This window comes from Azorhizobium sp. AG788 (assembly GCF_004364705.1).
Taxonomy (GTDB): domain Bacteria; phylum Pseudomonadota; class Alphaproteobacteria; order Rhizobiales; family Xanthobacteraceae; genus Azorhizobium; species Azorhizobium caulinodans.
In genome coordinates, this window is sequence record NZ_SOBM01000009.1 from 122,633 (window position 1) to 142,993 (window position 20,361).

Genomic DNA, 20,361 nt, shown 5'->3' on the forward strand with positions numbered 1-20,361 from the left:
GCACCCTTCGCGGTGCCGGGACGCCATGTCGCCATAATTAGCGCTAGCCTCCGGCACTGTGTCGGCCTCCGCGTGACCTTGCGGGACTGCCGGCTGCCCCGCGAATTTCAGCGGACCCCGCCACTTTCGAGGAGCATCCGCCATGGAGCAGCCCGAGCAGAAGCCGAAGAAGAGGCGGTCCCGGGGGGCAAACCACCCCGCCGTCGTCGTCGGCAGCGCCGTTTTCACCCTGCTTCTCTTCCTCACCGTGGGCGGCGGGCTCGTCGGCTGGTACGGCCAGCGCGCCTATAACGAGGCCGGGCCGCTCGCCACCGAAAAGAACGTGGTCGTCCCGCGCGGCTCCGGCCTGCGCGACATCGCCGACCTGCTGGAACGCGAAGGCATCATCCGCAACTGGATGGTCTTCATCGCCGGCCACCAGTTCACCCACCGGGGCGAGTCGCTCCATGCGGGCGAATACGCCTTCAAGCCCGGCGTGACCATGGCCGACGTGGTGGACACGATGGTCGCGGGCCATGTGGTCCAGCACCAGATCACCGTCCCTGAGGGCCTCACCAGCCAGCAGGTGGTGGACCGCCTCAACGACAATCCGCTCCTCACCGGCACACCCCGCGTGCCGCTGGAAGGCACGCTGCTGCCCGAGACCTATGCCATCGTGCGCGGCATGACCCGGCAGGAAGTCCTCAAGCGCATGAGCGCCGACCAGCAGAAGCTGGTGGCGGACCTCTGGGCCAAGCGCGCGCCGGACCTGCCGCTCAAGTCGCCGGAAGAGATGATCATCCTCGCCTCCATCGTGGAGAAGGAGACCTCCAAGGCCGACGAGCGCCCGCGCGTGGCGGCGGTCTTCGTCAACCGCCTGACGAAGAAGATGAAGCTCCAGTCGGACCCGACGATCATCTACGGCATCGTCGGCGGCAAGGGCACGCTCGGCCGGCCCATCAGCCGCACCGACATCTCGACGCCCACGCCCTACAACACCTATGCCATCGACGGCCTGCCGCCCGGCCCCATCGGCAATCCGGGCAAGGCCTCGCTGGTGGCCGTGGCCAATCCGGCCAAGACCAAGGACCTCTATTTTGTCGCCGACGGCACTGGCGGCCACGTCTTCGCGGAGACGCTGGAGCAGCACAATCGCAACGTCGCCCGCTGGCGCGAGATCGAGGCGGAGATGAAGGCCAAGGCGGCGGCCCAGCCTCCCGCCGCGCCCCCGGCGGCCGCTCCCTCCTCGGGCACGTCGGCGCCCGCGAACGGCGCCGGCACGCCGGCCCCGGCGCCCGAGGCCGCGCCGACGCCCCCGCAGCGCGGCACTGGGACAAGCGCGCCCAAGCCCGCCAACTGACACCTGTTCCGATGCCGGCTCTGCCGGCATCGTCGTTTCGAGAAGGTCTTCCCCATGTCCCTCGCCAGCATGACCGGCTTTGCCCGCACCCACGGCCTCACCGGCGCGTGGCGCTGGACCTGGGAGGTGCGCTCGGTCAATTCCAAGGGCCTCGACCTGCGCCTGCGCCTGCCGGGCGGCTTCGATGCCCTCGATGCCGGCGCGCGTGCCGCCGCCACCAAGGCGCTCTCGCGCGGTTCCGTCTCCGGCACGCTGACGCTGGCACGCGAGGGCGAGACGGCGGCGGTGTCGCTGAACCAGCCGGCCCTGCGCACCCTCTACACCGCCCTCAAGGAGGCCGCAGCCGTGCTCGGCGCCGCCCCGCCCACGCTCGATGCCCTGCTCGCCGTGCGCGGCATCGTCGAAGTGGTGGAAGCCGATCTCTCGGACGAGGACCGCGCGGCCGTCACACGGGATGCCCTCGCCGGCTTCGAGGACGCGCTGGCGGACCTCGCGCGCATGCGGATCGCGGAAGGCGCGGCGCTCAGAGCAATTCTCATGGACCGCCTCGACGGCATCGCGCGGCTCGTCGCCGCCGCCGAGAGCCTGCCCGAGCGCCAGCTTGAGGCCATCAAGGCACGTCTGGCCGATCAGGTGCGCGCGCTCTCGGAGGCCCATGCGGGCCTCGATCCCGAGCGGCTGCATCAGGAGGCGGTGCTGCTGGCCACCAAGGCGGACGTGCGGGAGGAACTCGACCGCCTCGCCGCCCATATCGCCGCCGCCCGCGAGCTGCTGACGCAAGGCGGGCCGGTGGGCCGGCGCCTCGATTTCCTCGCGCAGGAGTTCAACCGCGAGGCCAATACGCTGTGTTCCAAGTCCAATGCGGTGGCCCTGACACAGATCGGGCTTGACCTGAAGCTTCTGGTGGATCAGTTCCGCGAGCAGATCGCAAACGTGGAATAAAGACCTCCCGCATGGCCGCTCCCGCCACGTCCCATTTCTCGCTGCCGGGCTGGAAGCCGGGCTCCCGCTCTGGCCTCGCCCGCCGTGGCCTCATGCTGGTGCTCTCCTCACCCTCGGGCGCGGGCAAGACCACCCTCTCCCGCCGCTTGCTGGCCGAGGACGACCGCATCACCATGTCGGTGTCGGTGACGACCCGCCCGCCCCGTCCGGGCGAGGTGGATGGCAAGGACTATTTCTTCGTCTCGAAGGAGCGGTTCGAGGAATTGCGCGACACCGGCGCGCTGCTGGAGCATGCGACCGTGTTCAGCAATCTCTACGGCACGCCCCGCCAGGCGGTGGAGGATGCCCTGAGCGCCGGCCGCGACGTGCTGTTCGACATCGACTGGCAGGGCACCCAGCAGCTCGACCAGAGCGCCGAGCAGGATCTGGTGAAGGTGTTTCTCCTGCCGCCGACCGCCGAGGATCTGGAGAAGCGCCTGCGCACCCGCGCGCAGGACACGGACGACGTGGTGCGCCAGCGCATGTCCAAGGCGTCGGACGAGATCAGCCACTTCACCGAATATGACTACATCCTGATCAATCAGGACGTGGAGGACAGCCTCGCCAAGCTGAAGGCCATCCTCCAGGCCGAGCGCCTGAAGCGCCGCCGCCTCACCGGCCTCGCCGGCTTCGTGAAGGGACTGCGCGACGCGCTCTGAGGGAGCGGCGGGGCGCCGCCCCGCCTCTCGTCCGGCTCAGCCGCCGCACGCGGCTGGAATGTCCTTCAGGGTCTGCGCGCGCAGCGCATCGAGCGGGCAGAGGCCGCTTTCGCCGCATCCGGGCAGCGGCACCTTGAGGCTGCGCACCCGCGCGGGATCGAGCGCCCGCATACCCTCCAGTTCCGCATACCAGACGGTGGCGCCCACCAGAACCGCGCCCGTCGTAGTGTCGCGCCAGCGCTCCAGCGCAAAGGCAGCGGCCGGCGGCGCCGTGTCCGGCTGCCGTGGCAAGCTCCAGTTCACGCCAAAGATGCCGGCCATATTGGAAATGTCGTCATCATGCCCGGCGAAGGCGAGCATCTTCACGCCCGGCCCGATGGCGGGTGCGGCGGCGCGGGTCTCGCCGGCGAGTGTCGCAAGCATGATACGGGCCATGCCCGCGCCCTGCCGGCGCGCCAGATAGGGCAGACGGCGGGACAGGTCCGCCAGCCGGTCGCGGGCCGGCAGCAGCACGGCGAGGACGGCCGGATCGGCAGCCGCGCCCCAGCCCACATCCGCCACGGGCATGTTTTCGGCATACTGGAGCAGGAAGATTTCGGAGGCCTGCGCGGCCACCGAGAGCGCGCCGCTGATGGTGATGCCGCCCGGCGTCACCTTGAAGCTGGAGGGGCCGGGAGCCTCGCCGGGCTTCAGGATGGACCATACGCGCCGGATCGCCTCGGCAGCGGCGGGGTCCACGATGCCCTTGTTGCCGGTGAACGCGGCAATCGCCTTCCGGGCGGCCTTGTCCTCCAGCCGGCAGGCGCCGCCGGTGGAGTCGAACACCTTGTCCTTCTGGCCATCGGGGCCGTGCCCCAGCGGCGCGGCGCAGCCGGGCGCCAGACGGTCCGCCAGCATGCGCCCGCTGTCACGGGTCCGCTCGTCGGCGCCGTCCGCCCAGATGACAAGGCTGTCGCCGGGGCAGCCGGTGGCCGGCAGGAGGCCCTGCGCCACATATCCGGCGCGGATGCCATCCGCCATCAGGCCCACCACCTGCGCGCCACGCGGGGTCAGTTCGCCCCGCCCCACCGGCCAGGACGGCCATTGCCGCGCGGTCCAGCTCGCCAGCGCCTCCGGCGACTGGGTGGGCGCGCGCACGCCGTGGCGCTGCACCAGAACCACACGCTCCAGCACCATGTCCGCCAGCGCCGGAAGGCTCGCCAGGCAGAAGACGCCGGCAAGGGCTGCTGATTTGACGGCGGTGGAGAGCAATGGGCGACGCATGCAGGGGCTCCGGTCAACGGTAGGACACTACACTGCCGGAAGATTGCGCGGGCAAGTCACGCCCCGCCGCATCCCCGGCTCAGCCGCCGCGCGCACGCCCGAAGGCATTGGCGAGGGCGAGGAAACCGGCGACATCGATCTCCTCCGCCCGCGCCGTCTCGTCGATGCCCGTCTCCGACAGCAGGGCCAGCGGATCGACGCCCAGCGATTTCAGCGACTGGCGCAGCATCTTGCGGCGCTGGCCGAAGGCCGCCTCTGTCACGCGCTCCAGATCCCGCAGGGCACAGGGCACCGGCTCCGCACGCGGCACCACATGGATGACCGAGGACGTGACCTTGGGTGGCGGCACGAAGGCCGAGGGCGCCACATCGAACAGGATGCGCGCCTGCGCGCGCCAGCCGGTGAGCACAGCGAGACGCCCATAGGCCTTGCTGTCCGGCCCCGCGACGATGCGCTCGGCCACCTCGCGCTGGAACATGAGCGTCAGCGAAGAGAACCACGGCGGCCAGGGATCGGTGGAAAGCCAGCCCACCAGAAGCTGCGTGCCCACATTATAGGGCAGGTTCGCCACCACCCGCGCCTCGGCGCCGTCGAGATGGGGGCGCACATCCACCTTCAGCGCGTCGCCCTCGATGATCTCCAGCCTGCCCGGATAGACGGCGGCGATCTCGTTGAGGGCCGCGATGCAGCGGTGGTCCCGCTCGATGGCGATGACCTTGCGGGCGCCCAAGGCCAGAAGCGCGCGGGTGAGACCGCCGGGACCGGGGCCGACCTCCACCACCGTCGCGCCTTCCAACGGGCCGGAGCCCCGCGCGATGCGGGCGGTGAGGTTGAGATCGAGCAGGAAGTTCTGGCCCAGCGATTTCTGCGCCGAAAGGCCGTGCGCGCGGATGACCTCGCGCAGCGGAGGCAGATCGTCGATGGCGCTCAAGGGACCGGAACTCCTGAGAGGAAGAGGCCGTGTCTTAGAGCACGATCCGGCCCGAGGGAATCGCGATCTGCAGTTGCACGCCCTCAGGCGGCGTCGGCATCCGCGAAGCGGCGCGCGAGCCGCAGCGCCGCCATGAGGCTCGACGGGTTGGCCCGGCCGGTCCCGGCGATGGCGAAGGCGGTGCCGTGATCGGGCGAGGTGCGCACCAGCGGCAGGCCGAGCGTGGCGTTCACACCATCATGGAAGGCCAGCGTCTTGGCCGGGATCAGCACCTGATCGTGATACATGCCGATCACCACGTCATAGGCCTCGCGCGCCTCGGCATGGAACAGCGTGTCGGCGGGGAACGGCCCGGTCGCCTCGATGCCCTCGGCGCGCAGCCGCTCGATGGCAGGGCGCACCACAGTCTCGTCCTCGCGCCCGATGGTCCCCGCCTCCCCCGCATGGGGATTGAGGCCGGCGAAGGCGAGACGCGGGCGCGGCAGACCGAAGCGGCGCACCATGTCGCGGGCGACGATGCGGCCGGTCTCCACCAGCAGGTCGGCGGTGACGGCGGCGGATACCTGGGCAAGCGGAATGTGGATGGTGGCCGGCACCACCGCGAGGGCCTGCGACCAGATCATCATCACCGGGCGCGGCGCCACTCCGCCGGGCGGGGTGCAGCGGGCGGCGAGATATTCGGTGTGGCCAGGAAAGCGGAAGCCGGCCTCATAGACCACGGCCTTGGCGAGAGGGGCGGTCACAAGGCCTGCGGCCGCGCCCGCCTGCACGAGATCGACCGCCCGGTCGAGGCTCTCCACCACGGCACGGGCGCTGGTCCCGTCGGGCCGCCCCGGCTCGGCGGTGGCACGGGGGCCCGCCGGCACCACCGGCAGCGCCTCGCGAAAGGCGGATGCGGCCGTGCCGGGCTCGACGATCTCGATGGGGACGGAAAGGCCGAGAAGCCGGGCCCGCGCGGCCAGACAGGCGGGATCACCCACCACGAAGAAGGCAGGCAGGCCCGCCGCCTCGCGCGCCCGCCAGGCGGCGAGCACCACGTCCGGCCCGATGCCGGCGGGCTCGCCGAGGCTGAGCGCGAGCGCCGCGGTCATCAGCGCATGTACTGGATGAGCATGGTCTTGCGCAGCTCGGCCATCATGCGCTTCGACTGCTCCTGGAACTGCGCGTTGGAGAGCTCGTCCTTGATGTCGCGCTTCTTCGAGCTCTCGCCCTTCACGGTGCGCTTCTCGCACACTGCGAAGGTCTCGACACCCGACTGGGACACTTCCGGCGGCGTCAGGCGGCCGACCTCGGTCTTGTCGAGGACGGCACGCATCTTCTCGGGGATCTCGGAAGAAAGGCGGTTGATGGGCGAGCGCACCACCGTCTCCTTCATGCCCTTGATCATCTGGAGGCCGGCATCGCAGCCATTGAACTTGGCGCGCAGCGCATTGGCCTCGGCGAGGCGGGAGCCGTAGGCATTGCTGCCGCCGCCCACCACCAGGATGATGGGGCGCAGCACATACTCGGTGGCGGTGAAGGCGTCCGCGTTGCCCTGCTTGTTGAGGGCGGCGATCACGTCCGAATCGCGGATGTTCACCACCGGGGCGCGGGCGCGGACATACTGGCCCCACACATAGTCGGCGCGCAGCTTGTCCTTGAAGGTCTGAACCTTGAGGCCCGACTGGGCAAAGCTCGCGGTGAGCTGATCTGCGGTGCGGCCCGAGCGCTCGGCGATGTTCGAGAACATCCGGTTCACGTCGTCCTCGTCCGCCTCGATGGAGAAGCGGGCGGCCTGGAGCACCTTGATCTTCTCGTCGATCAGCTCTTCGAGCACCTGCTTCTGCGGCGGCGACTTGTTCTCGATGAGCTGGTGCAGCTTCATGCGCTGGGCGACGTCATTGGACGTGATCGGCTGGCCGGACACCATCACCAGCACCTGCGCCAGCGCGACACCGGGAGCGAGCACCGGCAAAGCGAGCGCGCAAACGAGCAGGAAGCGTCGAAAAGCAGAGGTCATCGTTCATCCCGGTCAGGCCCCGACCACCGCAACGGTCGTCGGAATGGACGTGCGTTCATCTTGCCTGCGCCTGTGGCGGCAATGGGGCCACTACCCCGTGACGGCGTCACGGGGCGGAAGCCTCAAGCGGGTGTGATCTCAACCCGCCGACCGGTCTTCACTAATTGGAGCTGGAGGAACTGCCAAGGCCCGACTTGATATTCGTCTCACCCAGCGTCCTGAGGCCGATGCGCAGGAGGATGCTGTTGTTGGACGAGTTGGTGGTGCCGTTCACCGTGTAGTCGGAGATGTAGTTCAGGGCCAGCGTGAAGCAGTCGTCCATGTAGGAGACGCCGAGCTGGGTGTAGTCGAACGCCGACTGGGCGATGTTGTAGCGCACGGCGCCGTTCAGGCTCCAGTTCTCGCTCAGCTTGTAGGAGGCCGAGGTGAAGACACCCTCGCGCTCCTCATAATAGCCGAGCAGCGGCTGCGGCGCATAACGTCCATAGATGACGTTGATGCCGAGCTTGTCGATCTGGGTGCGGCCTTCCAGTTCGAACCGCTGCAGGGACGCATTGTCCTCGGCGAAGCGGAAGCGGCTGATGACCTCGAACTTGTCGGTCGGCGAGTAGCTGAAGCGGGCGATGTAGTCGGACACGTTGGTGTCGAGACCCGACTGCAGGCCGGTGTTCGCCATGTCGCCCTGAGCGTACGAGTTCAGGCCGAACAGGTGGTAGGACTGGCCGACGAGCGCGGTGATCACGCCGCCCTGATTGAGCGCCGCCGTGTAGGACACGCCCACATTGGCGCGGCCGCCGCCCTCCACCCGGTCATAGCCCGAGTATTTGTTGATGGAGAACAGGTTGGTGTCGTCGAACACCAGGCTCTGCGCATCCTCGTTCGGCAGCTTGCCGATCCCGGTCTCGTTGGGGCGGGCGATGAGCTGCACGCGCGGCTCGATCGTCTGCGTGCCCCAGCTCTGCACCGAGATGAAGGGATAGCGGTAATCGAGGCCGATCACCGGCATGGCGCGGATCAGGCTCTCGTCACCCGACTGCAGCGGATTCTGCCCCGGCAGGGTCGGGCCGCTGGAATAGCTGGTGGGCAGGGCCGAGACGTTGGCCTGGGCCACGTCCACGCGCATCTGCGCAAACGGCGTCCACATCTGGCCGGCGCTGTCGACCAGCGTGCGCTTCCAGTACAGCTCAGCCGAAAGGCGGGTGTAATCGCCCGGCGCGCCGCGCAGCAGGCACTGCGTGGGGTTCGGGTTGCTGAGGGCGCACGAGCCGCCCAGCACGCCGATATTGGCGGCATTGGCGGTGAGCGCATTGGTGGAGATGAAGTCCGCCTGATCGCGCGACAGCGTGGTGAAGTTCACGTTGACGCCGGCCTCGCCGCCGAGCACGGGCTTGCCGAAGACGTAGTTGTAATCGAGGTTGCCCACCACAGGCAGCTTGTTCTGGTTGTCCGTGGTGGCCATGCCGAGGAAGTAGAGGCCGCGCAGGTCGAAGTAGCTGCGGTCGCCCTGCCCCTGCAAATAGACCTGCGAGGTGCGATCGATGATGTCCGAGGACACGAAGCCGTAGTCGCGCAGGAACATGCGGTCAGAGACGACGGTGCCGTCCCAGCCGAAGGTCCAGTAGTTGTTCAGCGCGAACTGGCCATGGCTTTCTACCATGCCGCGCTGGTCGCGATAGCCCGGCAGCGGCGTGCCGTTGGAGACGAACGTGCCCTTGTCGAGCTGGTCGATGCCGGCGGCGCGCAGGCTGTAGGAGCCGTTCTCCAGGCGCTGGCGCCATTCGCCGCGCAGCAGGACGCCCTGCTTGCTGAAGAACATGGGGTCGAACGTCACGTCCCGATCGGGCGCGATGTTCCAGAAGAAGGGCACGGAGACGCCATAGCCCGTGTTGCCGGAGCTGTAGAACTCCGGGAACAGGAAGCCGGTCTTGCGCTTCACCGTCGGGTCGGGCGACGAGAAATACGGGAAATACGCGATGGGCATTCCGAAGAATTCCATCGTCGCATCCTGGTAATAGATCATCTTCTCGTCTTCGTTATGGATGATCCGCGCAGCCTTGATCTGCCACAGGGGCGGCTTCTGCGGCGTGTCCTTGCACGGCTCGCAGGCCGTGTAGACGCCATTCTGGAAGACGGTGATGTTGCCCTCCGCGCGGTCGGCGCGGGTGGCGGCGAAATGGGTCTTGTCGGGCGTGTCCACCCTGAGGCTGTTGATGAAGCCTTCGGAATAGTCCTGCGATAGCTCGAGATTCTCGGCCGTGACGATCTTGCCGTCCTTCTGCTTCAGACGGACGTTGCCCTCCGCGATGACCTTGTTGGTCTTGCGGTTGTAGGTGACGCGCTTCGCCTCGACGGACGAGCCGTCATAGTACATCTGCACGTTGCCGACGGCGGAGACGGTATCGTTCTTGTAGTCGTAGACCAGCTGGTCGGCGGTCACGAGCATCTTGGCATTGGGATCGGTCTTGGGCGTGGCCACGCCAAGACCGGCCGGCCCGGACTGGGCACGGGCAGGCGTCACGGCACCGGCGGATGCTCCCAGAAGGAGGAGGCCGGCGACAAACGCCGTCCCCATCCCGCGCAGCACACTGCGCGGGCCCATCACGGCCAAGGCCTGAAAGGGGCTCGACCCGACCGTCATCCGTCCTCCCGGTGCAACAGGATCAATACCCCCATGAAAATGCCGGCGAGTGCGGGAAACCATGCAGCAGCAATGGGATGCACAACACCAGCGTCACCAAGATCCTCGGCGAGCTTGGTTCCCAGATAAAGCAGAAACCCCGCGAGCACGCCACCGAGAATCGTTTGTCCTACACCGCCGAAGCGAAACACCCTTAAGCCAACCACAGCGGCTATTAACACCATGGCCACCAGCAAGAACGGCCGGGCCAAAAGACTCTGAAGCTGAAGGCGGTATCTCGCCGCACCGAAGCCCGACTGCTCGGCATTGCTGATGGCGTCGGGCAGTTGCCAAAAGGACACGGTTTCGGGGGAGACCAGCGACTCCTGGATCTGCTTCGGATCGAGCTTGGTGGCGAGCAGGTAGGTCTCGAAGGTCTGCTGGTCGGAGCCCGGCACCAGCACCCGCGCCTCCTTCATCGTCCAGTAGCCGTCGCCCAGGATCGCGCTCTTGGCCTCGACGCGGTCGGTCAGCTTCCCGTTCCGGTCGAACTCGAAGACCGTCACGCCCGTGAGTTGCCGCCCACCCTGCTGGGAGGCCGCCGCCTGGATGATCGCCTGCCCGTCCACGCTCTGCTGGCGGATCCAGAAGCCAGACGTGCCCTGCGTGAACACGCCCGAGGCGGTGTTGAAGATCTCCGCCTCCATGCGGTTCGCCCGCTCCTTGAAATCGGCGGAGACGGGATTGAACACGCAGGTCGCGAAGACGCCGATGAGGAAGGCCACCAGCAGGGCCGGCGAGGTGAACTGCCAGACCGAGAGGCCGACCGCGCGCGCCACCACCAGCTCCAGCTTGCGCGAGAGGGTGACGAAGGTAGCCATGCCGCCGAACAGCACCGCGAAGGGCAGCAACTGCTCGGTGAAGGCCGGCGTGCGGTAGATGGTGAGCAATGCGACGGTGACCGCCGAGACCGTGTCACGGTCAGCGGTGCGGCGCGCCATCTCCAGGAAGTCGACCAGCATGATGAGGCCGACGCAGGAGAAGAAGATCATCGTCACGGACGCGAAGAAGCGCCGTGCGAAATAGAAGCCGAGCGTCCTGCCGATCATGCCGCCTCACGAGGCCGAAAGGCGGGTCACCCGCGTGGAGAGCGCGTGCATCACGCGCGCCACCGGGGCCGGCAGGGTGAAGGTGATCCAGCCCTGCAGCACCAGCGCCGAGACGATGATGGTGAGGAGCGGAATGAGATAGATGGCCGGTACCGCCCAGGCGGCGGTGCGCAGCTGGCCGGCGACGGCGAAATTGGCGATCTGGAGTGCCGTCATGATGGGCACGATCGCCGCAAGCGCGAGGCCCCGGCTCTCGCGCGTGGTGCGCGGGCGGGCCATGGCGGCGGCGGCGATGGCGAAGAAGGCCAGCGGATAGAGACCGGCGGACAGGCGCTTGTGGTACTCCTCCCGGAACCGGCCCGGCTGGACGATCATGTAGGGATCATCCTTGGGCGGGTTCGAGATATAGGCGAAGGACCGCTCGTTGGGGCGGATGTCCGCGCCGCTCTGGCTGCCGCCCGGCGTCAGGGCCGAGAGGTCGAAGGCATAGCGCTGGAATTCGACCACCGAGCCGTTGCTGGCGGCACCCGGCACGCGGCGGTGGATGGAGCCGTTTTCCAGGACGAGGAAGATGCCGTTGTCCGCCTCCACGATCTGGCCGCGGTCGGCCACGTAGGTGGAGACTTCCTTCTCGCGGGCGTCATTGATGAAGACGCCGCTCATGACGCCGTTCTTCGCCCTGTCGCGCACATGGAAGACGAGGCCGGGCGCTAGATTCACGAAACGGCCGGGCTGGGCGACGAAGGACACCACGTCCGCGCGCACCCGCGACACCTGATCGCGGAAAGACCGCAGGCTGGCCGGCACGATGTGGATGGAGAGGGCCGAGCAGAAGACCGAGGCCAGCACCGCCAGCAGCATCAGCGAGCGCAGGACGCGCCACGGGCTCATGCCGGCCGCCGCCATGACCACGATCTCGCTGTCGCCGTTGAGCTTGAGCAGCGTGTAGGACGTCGCGATGAACAGCGCCGCCGGGGCGATGACCATGATCAGCGTCGGCAGGGTCAGCGAGGTGATGGCGAGGAAGGCAAGGATCGTCTGGCCCTGGCTCGTCACGAGGTCGAGCTGGCGCAACGCCTGCGTCGCCCAGATCATGCCCGTGAGTACGAGCGTGACGCCGACGAAGGCCACAGCCGAGGTGGAAAAGATGTAACGATCGAGACGGCCCATCAAGACCCGCGCCTTGTGCGCACTCGCCGCCCCGACGCGCACTTTGGAAACCGCGCAAACAGATAGCGGCAAGCCGGGCTTCGTGCAAACCCAGCCCGCATACTACCTCCACAATCATATCGCCTGTGGCTTGCACGCCTCAGGCGTGCCGACGGCCGCGCTTGCATCCCTTGATCCTCAACGCGCGTCGAGCACCGCCGTACAGGCGGCGGGCAGATCTGCGAGCGTCAGCGGCGGCTTCGGCTTCTGGGGCGTGGGCGAGGGTTTGGGGTGCAGCACCTCGTCGGTGAACCACCAGGCGAGTTCGCTGCCGCAGCCGTCACCGACCGGTGGGGGCTCCTGCGGCCGGCAGTCGGGACTGTCCTTCGGGCAGAACAGCCGCACGTGCATGTGGTAGTCGTGCCCCCAGTAGGGCCGGACCTTGGCGAGCCAGGCGCGGTCGCCCTGCGCATCGCGGCACAGCGCCTTCTTGATGGCCGCATTCACGAAGATGCGCTCCACATTGGCATCCTGTGCAGCGGCGCGGATCACGGCGAGATGATCCGCCGTCCACACCTTGCGATCCACATCCAGCCGGTCGGGCCGCACGATCATTGTGGCGGAGACGCTCTCGCGCTCCTGCGGCGTGAAGGCGCGGCCGGGGCTGGGGGTGAGCCAGATATCGGCATCGAGCCCCACCTGGTGGGAGGCATGGCCGGTGCGCATGGGCCCGCCGCGCGGCTGCGACATGTCGCCCACGAGGATGCCGGGCCAGCGGGAGACCTGCGGCACGCTGGCGGCGAATCGCTCCAGGAAATCGATGAGGGCCGGATGCCCCCAGGCGCGGTCACGGGAGGGGCGCATGGCCTGCCAGAGCGGCCCCTGCGCGCCTTGCCGCACGGCCGTCGCCGCCGGCCCGTTGGCCGGAAGCTCGCTCGCGCCCGCGAGGCAGCCGCGCGAATAGAAGCCGATGGAGCGGGTGGCGAGCGGGGCGGCGGTCTTCGCCGCGCCGAACAGTTCCTTCGCCGGCGGCCCGCCGTCCTGCGCGGAGGCCGGTAGCGTGCCGGACAGCAGCGAGACGGCGACGAGCGCGCCCACAAGACCACGGGCGGCCCGCATCAGACGCTGCCGCGTTGATCGAGGATGACGAGATCGGGTCCGCTGCGGGTGCCCGAATCGGCCGGGAGATCAGTCACCAGCATGGTGGCGCCCGGCGTCAGCAGCGCGACGAGGCGCGCGTTCACCGCCGGCTCCACCATCAGGCGGGCCAGCGCGTCCTGCGCCGCACCGGCCCTGGCTCCGTTGCCCTCATAGCTGACCGCGCTCCAGCGCGGCGGCTTTCCGTCCTGCTGCGGGCGCAGCACATAGACCACGTTGCCCAGCGGCTGGGTGGGATCCTTCACCGTCAGGGCGCCGCTCAGAACCTCCACCCCGTCGCGCAGCACGACGAGGCGGCGGTCCGCCCCGCTCGCCACGACGCAGGCCGGGCCACGGCTGCCGTCCGGCACCTTCTGGTCCGCACCGGCCGCAATGGAGGCCGTCACGTCAGCCGGCAGCACAAGGCCGGGGTCGAGCACATCCTGCGGCGCATTGTGACCGTCCGAGATGATGACCGGCGTGCCGACGGACGTGATGCCGTAAAGCAATTTGGAGAAAGCGAGCGGCAGGTGGACGCAGCCGTGCGAGGACGGATAGCCCGGCAGGCCGCCCGCATGCAGCGCCACGCCGGACCATGTCAGCCGCTCGGAATAGGGCATGGAGGCTTCGTGATAGAGCGAGGAATGGTGGTCCACGTCCTTCGCGAGAATGGTGAAGACCCCGGTGGGTGTCAGATGCCCTTCCTTGCCGGTGGAGACGGTGGAGACGCCGATGCGCACGCCGTCGCGATACACGAAGCAGCGCTGCTCCGGCAGGTTGACCACGATGGCCACCGGACCTTCCGGCGCGCGCTCCGGATGCCAGACGTATTCGCCGGGCTTCAGAGAGCGGATGGCAGTCTCTTCAGGATCCTCGGCCGCCCGTACGGGGGAGAGCGCAAGAAGCGCCACGCTGCCGCCGAGCAGACACGTCCGCCTCAGAAGCTGCCGCCGATCCATTCCTGCCGTGCCGGACATCGCCTTCCCCTCTCCACCGCCCGCGACAATGCGCGCGCAGGGTAAATGCGAGGTTGAGGCGCGGCGTCCTACTTGTCCTTGTCCGCGTAAGGGTTGCCCTTCTCGCGCAGGGTGAGGCGGATCGGCACGCCGGGCAGGCTGAACGCCTCGCGCAAACCGTTGGTGATGTAGCGCAGATAGCTTTCGGGCAGCGCCTCGGGGCGCGAGCAGAACAGGACGAAGCTCGGCGGGCGGGCCTTGGGCTGCGTCATGTAGCGAATCTTCACCCTGCGTCCGGACACTGCCGGCGGCGGATGCGAATCGGTCGCTTCCTGCAGGTAGCGGTTCAGCGGATTGGTCGGGATGCGGGTGTTCCACACCGCATAGGTGGCGGCGATGGCCTCCACCAGCTTGTCGAGGCCGCGCCCGGTGAGGCCGGACAGCGGCACGATGGGCACGCCCTTCACCTGCGGCAGCCAGTGGTCCGCTTCTTCCCGCAGACGGGAAAAGGCGGCGGGGCCGACAAGATCCGACTTGTTGTAGCCGAGGACCAGGGCCCGGCCCTCGCGCACCACAAGGTCTGCGATGCGCAGGTCCTGTTCCTCGAAGGGCTTGGTGGCATCCATGAGCACCACCACCACTTCGGCGAACTTCATGGCGCGCAGGGCATCGGCAGCGGAGAGCTTCTCCAGCTTGTCCTCGATGCGCGCACGCTTGCGCAGGCCGGCGGTATCGAACACTTCCAGTGCCCGCCCGTTCCACGTCACTTCCACGGAGATGGAATCGCGGGTGATGCCGGCCTCCGGGCCGGTCAGCAGGCGGTCCTCGCCCAGCAGGCGGTTGATGAGGGTGGACTTGCCAGCATTGGGGCGGCCGATCACCGCCACCTTGATGGGGCGGTTGGGATTGGCCTCCGCCTCCTCGGTCTCCTCATCCTCCTCCTGCGGCGCGGTCTGGGCCGGCAAAGCCTCGCAGATGGCGTCATAGAGATCGGAGAGGCCCTCGCCGTGCTCGGCGGACAGCGGCACCGGTGAGCCGAGGCCGAGTTCATAGGCCTCCATGGCCCCCGCCTCGCCGCCGCGGCCCTCGCTCTTGTTGGCCACGAGGATGGTCGGCTTGCCCGAGCGGCGGGCGAGCGACGCGAAGGCCCGGTCGGTGGGCGTCAGCCCCACGCGGGCGTCGATCAGGAACAGCAGCGCGTCCGCGTCGCCGATGGCGGTCTCGGTCTGCGCGCGCATGCGCCCTTCGAGGCTATCCGCATCGGCTTCCTCGAGGCCCGCCGTATCGACAATGCGGAAGGCGAGGTCGCCGAGGCGCGCGTCCCCTTCCCGCCGGTCGCGGGTCACGCCGGGGCGGTCGTCAACGAGCGCGAGCCTCTTGCCGACGAGACGGTTGAAGAGGGTGGACTTGCCGACATTGGGACGGCCGACGATGGCCAGGGTGAAGGACATGAACAATGGGCCTAAAACGACGGAACGGGGCCTCCGGCTGGAAGCCCCGCCCGTTCTCTAGCATAGGTTTGGCAGGAGCGGTCATGCCGCGCGGTCAACAGACCCGCGCCGGCGCGGCCTCACTCCGGCTTGAGGGTCGGCGCAGCGCCGAGCGACACGTTGGAATTGCTCGGCTGCACCAGCGGCGCCTTGTCTTCGACGCCGGGCACGCCGCCCGGGAAGACCTGCTGGCGCTGGCCCGGCAACGGCTTCTTGGTGTCGAAGATGTTGAGCTTTTCCAGGCTCTCGCAGCCCGAGACGCCGAAAGCGAGAGCCAGGGCGAAGGCGATACGGATGCGTCCGCGCAGCATGCTGGGGGTCCTCATGGTTTGGCGGAGGGAGCGGCGGGGGCCGGTGCGGAAGCGGGAGCCGGGGCCGCCTCGCCCGCCTTGGCCGGCGCCGGGGCGGTGAGGGAGCGGATCAGCTCGGCCCGCGAACGCACGCCATTGGGCGTTTCCTGATCTTCCAGGATCAGGTTCGCGGTGGTGTTGGCGCCCTTGAGGTCGCCGGCCTTGTACTGGGAAAGGGCGATCAGTTCGCGGGCGGAATGCCGCAGCGGGCTCGTGCCGTCGGCCAGCGCCTGCACGCGCTGCTTCACGTCGCCCACCGCGCCCGTGTCCACGAGGATCATGGCGGCGCGGATGCGCGCCAGATCCCGCTCGGCGGCGGTGAGGCCGGTATCGGCGGCCAGCGTATCGAAGGCGGCGACGGCGGCGGCCTTGTCGCGGGTGGCAAGTTCGGTCGCGGCGCGGAAGCGGGCAAGCGCGCGATAACCAGCGGGCGCATCCTTGGCGAGCGCATTGAACGCGGCTTCCGCCTCCTGATGCTTGCCCTCGTCAGCCAGCTTCACGGCGGCCTCGAAGCGCACGCTGGTCGCCTGGGCCTCGCGCTGCTGCCACCAGCGCCAGCCGCTGTAGGCGGCGGTCCCGGCGATCACCGCCACCACGAAGAGGATCACGTAGATGCCGAAGCGGTTCCACAGCCGGCTCAGGCGCTCGCGGCGCAGATCCTCGTCGATCTCGTCAAAAATGTCGGTCATTCAAAGTCCAAGCGCGCGAAGGCCCATCCCGCCGGAGGCCGGCGGGCGGGCAAAAGGGCCGGTAAGGTACTCATGCGGCCCGTTTGTGGCAAACGGGCCCGATTTCGCCGTTTTTTGATCTTTTCCGGTCAGCCCGCCTTGGGGGCCTTCGGCGCATAGACATGCTCCGGGCCGGGGAAGGTGCGGGCCCGCACCTCCTCCGCATAGGAGGAGACGGCCGCCTCGATGGCGGGGCCGAGCTCGGCATATTTCTTCACGAACTTCGGCACGCGGGGCGCGAGGCCCAGCATGTCCTCCAGGACGAGGATCTGCCCGTCGCAGGCCGCGCTGCCGCCGATGCCGATGGTGGGCGGGGCCACCTCCTGCGTGATGCGGCGGGCGAGCGGCTCGGCGATGGCCTCCAGCACGATGGAGAAGGCGCCCGCATGGGAGATCGCCACCGCATCCTCGAATATCTGCCCGGCCTCGGTCTCGTCCCGGCCGCGCGCCTTGAAGGAGCCGAGCGTGTTGATGGCCTGCGGGGTGAGACCCACATGGCCCATCACCGGAATGCCGCGGTCCACGAGGAAGCGCACGGTCTCGGCCATGCGCACGCCGCCCTCCAGCTTCACCGCGCCGGCGCCGGTCTCCTTCAGCACCCGCGCCGCGGTATGGAAGGCCTCGACCGGGCTCGCCTCATAGCTGCCGAAGGGCAGGTCCACGACGATGAGGGCGCGCTTCGTGCCGCGCACCACCGCCCGGCCATGCACGATCATCATCTCGACGGTGACCGGAACGGTGGTCTCCAGCCCGTGCATCACCATGCCGAGGCTGTCGCCCACCAGGATCACATCCACATGGGCGTCCAGAAGCTGGGCGGTGTGGGCATGGTAGGAGGTGAGGCTGACGATGGGCGTGCCGCCCTTGCGGGCACGAATCTCCGGCGCCGTCGTGCGGCGCGCCTCAGACTGGATGGACATGGCGTTTCCTTGGATTCTTGTCGGGTTCGGTCAGCCCATGACGGGCACGCCCACCACATAGGGATGGAAGACGAAGACGAGGAACAGATAGAGGACGACCCCGCCGGCCACCGCCGCGAGATCGCCGGTCCACCCTGAGGGCGCCACGGGCAGCGGCAGGCCGCGCCGCTTCACGGAGATGCGGTCATAGACCGCCCAGGCGAGCACCACCGCGAACAGCGTCATGGAGGCGGCATCGCCCTTCACAAGAAAGTGCGCCAGCGCCCACACCTTCACACCCACCAGCATGGGGTGCTTCAGCCACGCCTTGATGTGGCTCGGCACATAAGCGGCGACGAGGCAGATGGCGGCGATCAGCATCAGCCCCATGGTGAGGTGGCGCAGCTGATAGGGCGGTGTCCAGAGGATGGCGGGCCCCGCCGCGCGCCACAGGCCGTAGCCATAGCCGGTGAGCAGGAGGCCGCTCAGCGCCAGCAGCGAGTAGAAGCCCTTGTATGGCCCCTCTCCCACCTGCCCCACGAGGCTGGCGCGCAGCGCCGGGCGCGTCGAGACGAGATGGGTGCCGATGAAGATCACCAGACCGAGCAGCATCATGAACATGGAAGGGCCCCGTTGCACGGCGTCCGGAACCGCCGGACCGGCCGGAACCTAGAGCGGTCCGCCGCCGCTTGGAAGTCCACCAGTTCCAGCCGGCGGATGAGGGCACCGTCAGGTCCCCGTCCATGCTACAGCTTTCCACGCGGCGCGGGCCTGCGCCGGGCGCATGACGAAAGCGGGGGCAAGGTCTTCTAATCGTCGTGCGGCCATGGTATCGGCCACTGCCAACTCGAAGCGCGGCTCCACACCGAAACGGCTGCAGCCGGGCGCTTCGATCCTCATACTGCGGGCTGCCAGACCGGCGGGCCCGATCAGGAGTTGGCGATGTCGAACCCACTTTCCTCCCTTAACGGCTCGCCCTTCCGCGAGGCGCTCACGTTCGACGACGTGCTGCTGGTTCCCGGCGCCTCGGAAGTGATGCCGGGCGGGGTCAACCTCGCCACCCGCCTCACCAACACCATCAGCCTCAACCTGCCCATCCTCTCCGCCGCCATGGACACGGTGACGGAAGCCCGCATGGCCATCGCCATGGCGCAGGCCGGCGGCATCGGCGTCATCCACCGCAACCTCACGCCGGAGATCCAGGCCGAGCATGTGCGGCAGGTGAAGAAGTTCGAGAGCGGCATGGTGGTGAACCCGGTCACCATCCACCCGGACGAGACGCTGCAATATGCCCTCGACCTGATGAAGCGCTTCGGCATCTCCGGCATTCCGGTGGTGGAGCGCGGCAACGGGCGCGGCGGCAAGCTGGTGGGCATCCTCACCAACCGCGACGTGCGCTTCGCCACCAATCCGGACCAGCCCGTCTCCGAGCTGATGACCAAGGACAGGCTCATCACCGTCACGGAGAACGTCAGCCAGGCCGAGGCCAAGAAGCTGCTCCACCAGTACCGCATCGAGAAGCTGCTGGTGGTGGACGCCAACTACCACTGCGTCGGCCTGATCACCGTGAAGGACATCGAGAAGGCGGTCGCCAATCCGAACGCCGCCAAGGACGAGCAGGGCCGCCTGCGCGTCGCCGCCGCCACCACGGTCGGCGATGACGGCTACGAGCGCACGGAGCGCCTGATCGACGCGGGCGTGGATCTCGTGGTGGTGGACACCGCGCACGGCCATTCTCGGAAGGTCATCGACCAGGTGGCCCGCATCAAGAAGCTGTCCAACGCCACGCAGATCCTCGCCGGCAATGTCGCCACCGCCGACGCCACCAAGGCGCTGATCGATGCCGGCGCCGACGCCATCAAGGTGGGCATCGGCCCCGGCTCCATCTGCACCACCCGCATCGTCGCAGGCGTGGGCGTGCCCCAGCTCACCGCCGTGATGGACGCGGTGGAAGCCGCGGCCGCCACCAACACGCCCATCGTCGCGGACGGCGGCATCAAGTTTTCGGGTGATCTCGCCAAGGCGCTCGCCGCCGGCGCCTCCGTCGCCATGGTCGGCTCGCTGCTCGCCGGCACCGAGGAGAGCCCGGGCGAGGTGTTCCTCTATCAGGGCCGCTCCTACAAGGCCTATCGCGGCATGGGCTCGGTGGGCGCCATGTCCCGCGGCTCGGCGGACCGCTACTTCCAGGCGGAAGTGCGCGACGCGCTGAAGCTGGTGCCGGAAGGCGTCGAGGGTCAGGTGGCCTACAAGGGCCCGGCGAGCAACGTGCTGCATCAGCTCGCCGGCGGCCTGCGCGCCGCCATGGGCTATGTGGGCGGCGCCACCCTGCCGGAGTTCCGCGAGAAGGCGCGCTTCGTGCGCATCTCCTCCGCCGGCCTGCGCGAGAGCCACGTGCACGACGTGACCATCACCCGCGAGAGCCCGAACTATCCCAGCAGCCTCTGACCGGTCGTCTCCGGATCACGCCCGGCGGTCTCACCGCCGGGCGTTTTCTTTGCCCGCAGCATTCCCTTACGGCATGTGCATGAAGGGGCGAAATCCGGCATTCCGGTGCTCCGCCCGCTTCCTTTCGCAACGGAAGCGGTCAATTCTTTCCCCAACATCCGCCGCCTGCCGGTGAAGCGGAGATCAGGACCTCACGTCCGTCACGGGAAGGAAATCATGCCGCAGTTCTCACACGGCCCCCGCGCCCTGTCCGCTCGCCCCTCCCGCCGCGCCGTCGCCGCGCTGGGCCTCGCCCTGCTGGCGGCCCCG

At 68.5% G+C, this 20,361-nt stretch carries 18 protein-coding genes; 4 read left to right on the forward strand and 14 right to left on the reverse strand.

Annotated features, from left to right (window positions below):
* Positions 1-142 precede the first annotated feature (142 nt).
* From mltG to gmk, 3 genes are read left to right on the forward strand one after another with little or no spacing between them, the layout of a single operon-like run.
* Positions 143-1,339 carry an endolytic transglycosylase MltG gene (gene mltG / locus DFO45_RS21895; protein ID WP_133866526.1) on the forward strand — a complete coding sequence of 399 codons (1,197 nt, stop codon included), beginning with the start codon at positions 143-145 and terminating at the stop codon, positions 1,337-1,339.
* A gap of 54 nt (positions 1,340-1,393) precedes the next feature.
* On the forward strand, positions 1,394-2,281 hold the full coding sequence (locus DFO45_RS21900; protein ID WP_133866527.1) for a YicC/YloC family endoribonuclease: 888 nt from the start codon (positions 1,394-1,396) through the stop codon (positions 2,279-2,281).
* An 11-nt stretch (positions 2,282-2,292) separates the two neighbouring features.
* Positions 2,293-2,979, forward strand: a complete 687-nt coding sequence (gmk, locus tag DFO45_RS21905) for a guanylate kinase (protein WP_133866528.1) — start codon at positions 2,293-2,295, stop codon at positions 2,977-2,979.
* A 36-nt stretch (positions 2,980-3,015) separates the two neighbouring features.
* On the opposite strand, the gene DFO45_RS21910 is transcribed toward gmk, so the two are convergent.
* The 14 genes from DFO45_RS21910 to DFO45_RS21975 form a co-directional block, all read right to left on the reverse strand.
* Positions 3,016-4,242 carry a histidine-type phosphatase gene (locus DFO45_RS21910; protein WP_133866529.1) on the reverse strand — a complete coding sequence of 409 codons (1,227 nt, stop codon included), beginning with the start codon at positions 4,240-4,242 and terminating at the stop codon, positions 3,016-3,018.
* Between the two features lie 79 nt (positions 4,243-4,321).
* Entirely contained in the window at positions 4,322-5,173 is an 852-nt protein-coding gene (gene rsmA, locus DFO45_RS21915; RefSeq protein WP_133866530.1) for a 16S rRNA (adenine(1518)-N(6)/adenine(1519)-N(6))-dimethyltransferase RsmA, read from the reverse strand.
* A gap of 83 nt (positions 5,174-5,256) precedes the next feature.
* Positions 5,257-6,264: a 4-hydroxythreonine-4-phosphate dehydrogenase PdxA gene (gene pdxA / locus DFO45_RS21920; protein ID WP_133866531.1), complete on the reverse strand. Its 1,008-nt coding sequence runs from the start codon at positions 6,262-6,264 to the stop codon at positions 5,257-5,259.
* Positions 6,264-7,172 carry a peptidylprolyl isomerase gene (locus DFO45_RS21925; protein ID WP_012172842.1) on the reverse strand — a complete coding sequence of 303 codons (909 nt, stop codon included), beginning with the start codon at positions 7,170-7,172 and terminating at the stop codon, positions 6,264-6,266. Before DFO45_RS21925 ends, pdxA begins: the two co-directional genes overlap by 1 nt.
* A gap of 160 nt (positions 7,173-7,332) precedes the next feature.
* Entirely contained in the window at positions 7,333-9,810 is a 2,478-nt protein-coding gene (locus tag DFO45_RS21930) for an LPS-assembly protein LptD (protein WP_012172843.1), read from the reverse strand.
* Entirely contained in the window at positions 9,807-10,898 is a 1,092-nt protein-coding gene (gene lptG, locus DFO45_RS21935) for an LPS export ABC transporter permease LptG (RefSeq protein ID WP_012172844.1), read from the reverse strand. Before lptG ends, DFO45_RS21930 begins: the two co-directional genes overlap by 4 nt.
* A 6-nt stretch (positions 10,899-10,904) precedes the next feature.
* Positions 10,905-12,068 (reverse strand): LPS export ABC transporter permease LptF, encoded by a 1,164-nt coding sequence (lptF, locus tag DFO45_RS21940; RefSeq protein ID WP_012172845.1) that lies wholly within the window; start codon positions 12,066-12,068, stop codon positions 10,905-10,907.
* Positions 12,069-12,245: 177 nt separating this feature from the next.
* Complete coding sequence (mepA, locus tag DFO45_RS21945; RefSeq protein WP_133866532.1) at positions 12,246-13,166, reverse strand: penicillin-insensitive murein endopeptidase; 921 nt, start codon at positions 13,164-13,166, stop codon at positions 12,246-12,248.
* Entirely contained in the window at positions 13,166-14,161 is a 996-nt protein-coding gene (locus DFO45_RS21950) for a L,D-transpeptidase (protein ID WP_012172847.1), read from the reverse strand. The genes mepA and DFO45_RS21950 overlap by 1 nt, the downstream gene beginning before the upstream one ends.
* Before the next feature lie 68 nt (positions 14,162-14,229).
* Complete coding sequence (gene der, locus DFO45_RS21955) at positions 14,230-15,591, reverse strand: ribosome biogenesis GTPase Der (RefSeq protein WP_133866533.1); 1,362 nt, start codon at positions 15,589-15,591, stop codon at positions 14,230-14,232.
* 119 nt (positions 15,592-15,710) lie between these two features.
* Complete coding sequence (locus DFO45_RS21960; protein WP_043879741.1) at positions 15,711-15,941, reverse strand: hypothetical protein; 231 nt, start codon at positions 15,939-15,941, stop codon at positions 15,711-15,713.
* Between the two features lie 11 nt (positions 15,942-15,952).
* Positions 15,953-16,669, reverse strand: coding sequence for a tetratricopeptide repeat protein (locus DFO45_RS21965; protein ID WP_133866534.1), 717 nt, complete (start codon positions 16,667-16,669; stop codon positions 15,953-15,955).
* Positions 16,670-16,797: 128 nt separating this feature from the next.
* A complete protein-coding gene (gene panB / locus DFO45_RS21970) occupies positions 16,798-17,628 on the reverse strand; it encodes a 3-methyl-2-oxobutanoate hydroxymethyltransferase (RefSeq protein WP_043879742.1) in 831 nt (276 codons plus the stop codon).
* A gap of 30 nt (positions 17,629-17,658) precedes the next feature.
* On the reverse strand, positions 17,659-18,228 hold the full coding sequence (locus tag DFO45_RS21975) for an NnrU family protein (RefSeq protein ID WP_043879743.1): 570 nt from the start codon (positions 18,226-18,228) through the stop codon (positions 17,659-17,661).
* 321 nt (positions 18,229-18,549) lie between these two features.
* Between DFO45_RS21975 and guaB the strand changes: the two genes are divergently transcribed.
* Entirely contained in the window at positions 18,550-20,052 is a 1,503-nt protein-coding gene (gene guaB / locus DFO45_RS21980) for an IMP dehydrogenase (protein ID WP_043879744.1), read from the forward strand.
* The last annotated feature ends 309 nt before the right edge of the window (positions 20,053-20,361 follow it).

Excerpts from the sequence above, each read along its gene's own strand:
- mltG (WP_133866526.1), top strand. The coding sequence starts at position 143 with ATGGAGCAGCCCGAGCAGAAGCCGAAGAAGAGGCGGTCCCGGGGGGCA.
- DFO45_RS21900 (WP_133866527.1), top strand. The coding sequence starts at position 1,394 with ATGTCCCTCGCCAGCATGACCGGCTTTGCCCGCACCCACGGCCTCACC.
- gmk (WP_133866528.1), top strand. The coding sequence starts at position 2,293 with ATGGCCGCTCCCGCCACGTCCCATTTCTCGCTGCCGGGCTGGAAGCCG.
- DFO45_RS21910 (WP_133866529.1), bottom strand. The coding sequence starts at position 4,242 with ATGCGTCGCCCATTGCTCTCCACCGCCGTCAAATCAGCAGCCCTTGCC.
- pdxA (WP_133866531.1), bottom strand. The coding sequence starts at position 6,264 with ATGACCGCGGCGCTCGCGCTCAGCCTCGGCGAGCCCGCCGGCATCGGG.
- DFO45_RS21925 (WP_012172842.1), bottom strand. The coding sequence starts at position 7,172 with ATGACCTCTGCTTTTCGACGCTTCCTGCTCGTTTGCGCGCTCGCTTTG.
- DFO45_RS21930 (WP_012172843.1), bottom strand. The coding sequence starts at position 9,810 with ATGACGGTCGGGTCGAGCCCCTTTCAGGCCTTGGCCGTGATGGGCCCG.
- lptG (WP_012172844.1), bottom strand. The coding sequence starts at position 10,898 with ATGATCGGCAGGACGCTCGGCTTCTATTTCGCACGGCGCTTCTTCGCG.
- lptF (WP_012172845.1), bottom strand. The coding sequence starts at position 12,068 with ATGGGCCGTCTCGATCGTTACATCTTTTCCACCTCGGCTGTGGCCTTC.
- mepA (WP_133866532.1), bottom strand. The coding sequence starts at position 13,166 with ATGCGGGCCGCCCGTGGTCTTGTGGGCGCGCTCGTCGCCGTCTCGCTG.
- DFO45_RS21950 (WP_012172847.1), bottom strand. The coding sequence starts at position 14,161 with ATGTCCGGCACGGCAGGAATGGATCGGCGGCAGCTTCTGAGGCGGACG.
- der (WP_133866533.1), bottom strand. The coding sequence starts at position 15,591 with ATGTCCTTCACCCTGGCCATCGTCGGCCGTCCCAATGTCGGCAAGTCC.
- DFO45_RS21960 (WP_043879741.1), bottom strand. The coding sequence starts at position 15,941 with ATGCTGCGCGGACGCATCCGTATCGCCTTCGCCCTGGCTCTCGCTTTC.
- DFO45_RS21965 (WP_133866534.1), bottom strand. The coding sequence starts at position 16,669 with ATGACCGACATTTTTGACGAGATCGACGAGGATCTGCGCCGCGAGCGC.
- panB (WP_043879742.1), bottom strand. The coding sequence starts at position 17,628 with ATGTCCATCCAGTCTGAGGCGCGCCGCACGACGGCGCCGGAGATTCGT.
- DFO45_RS21975 (WP_043879743.1), bottom strand. The coding sequence starts at position 18,228 with ATGTTCATGATGCTGCTCGGTCTGGTGATCTTCATCGGCACCCATCTC.
- guaB (WP_043879744.1), top strand. The coding sequence starts at position 18,550 with ATGTCGAACCCACTTTCCTCCCTTAACGGCTCGCCCTTCCGCGAGGCG.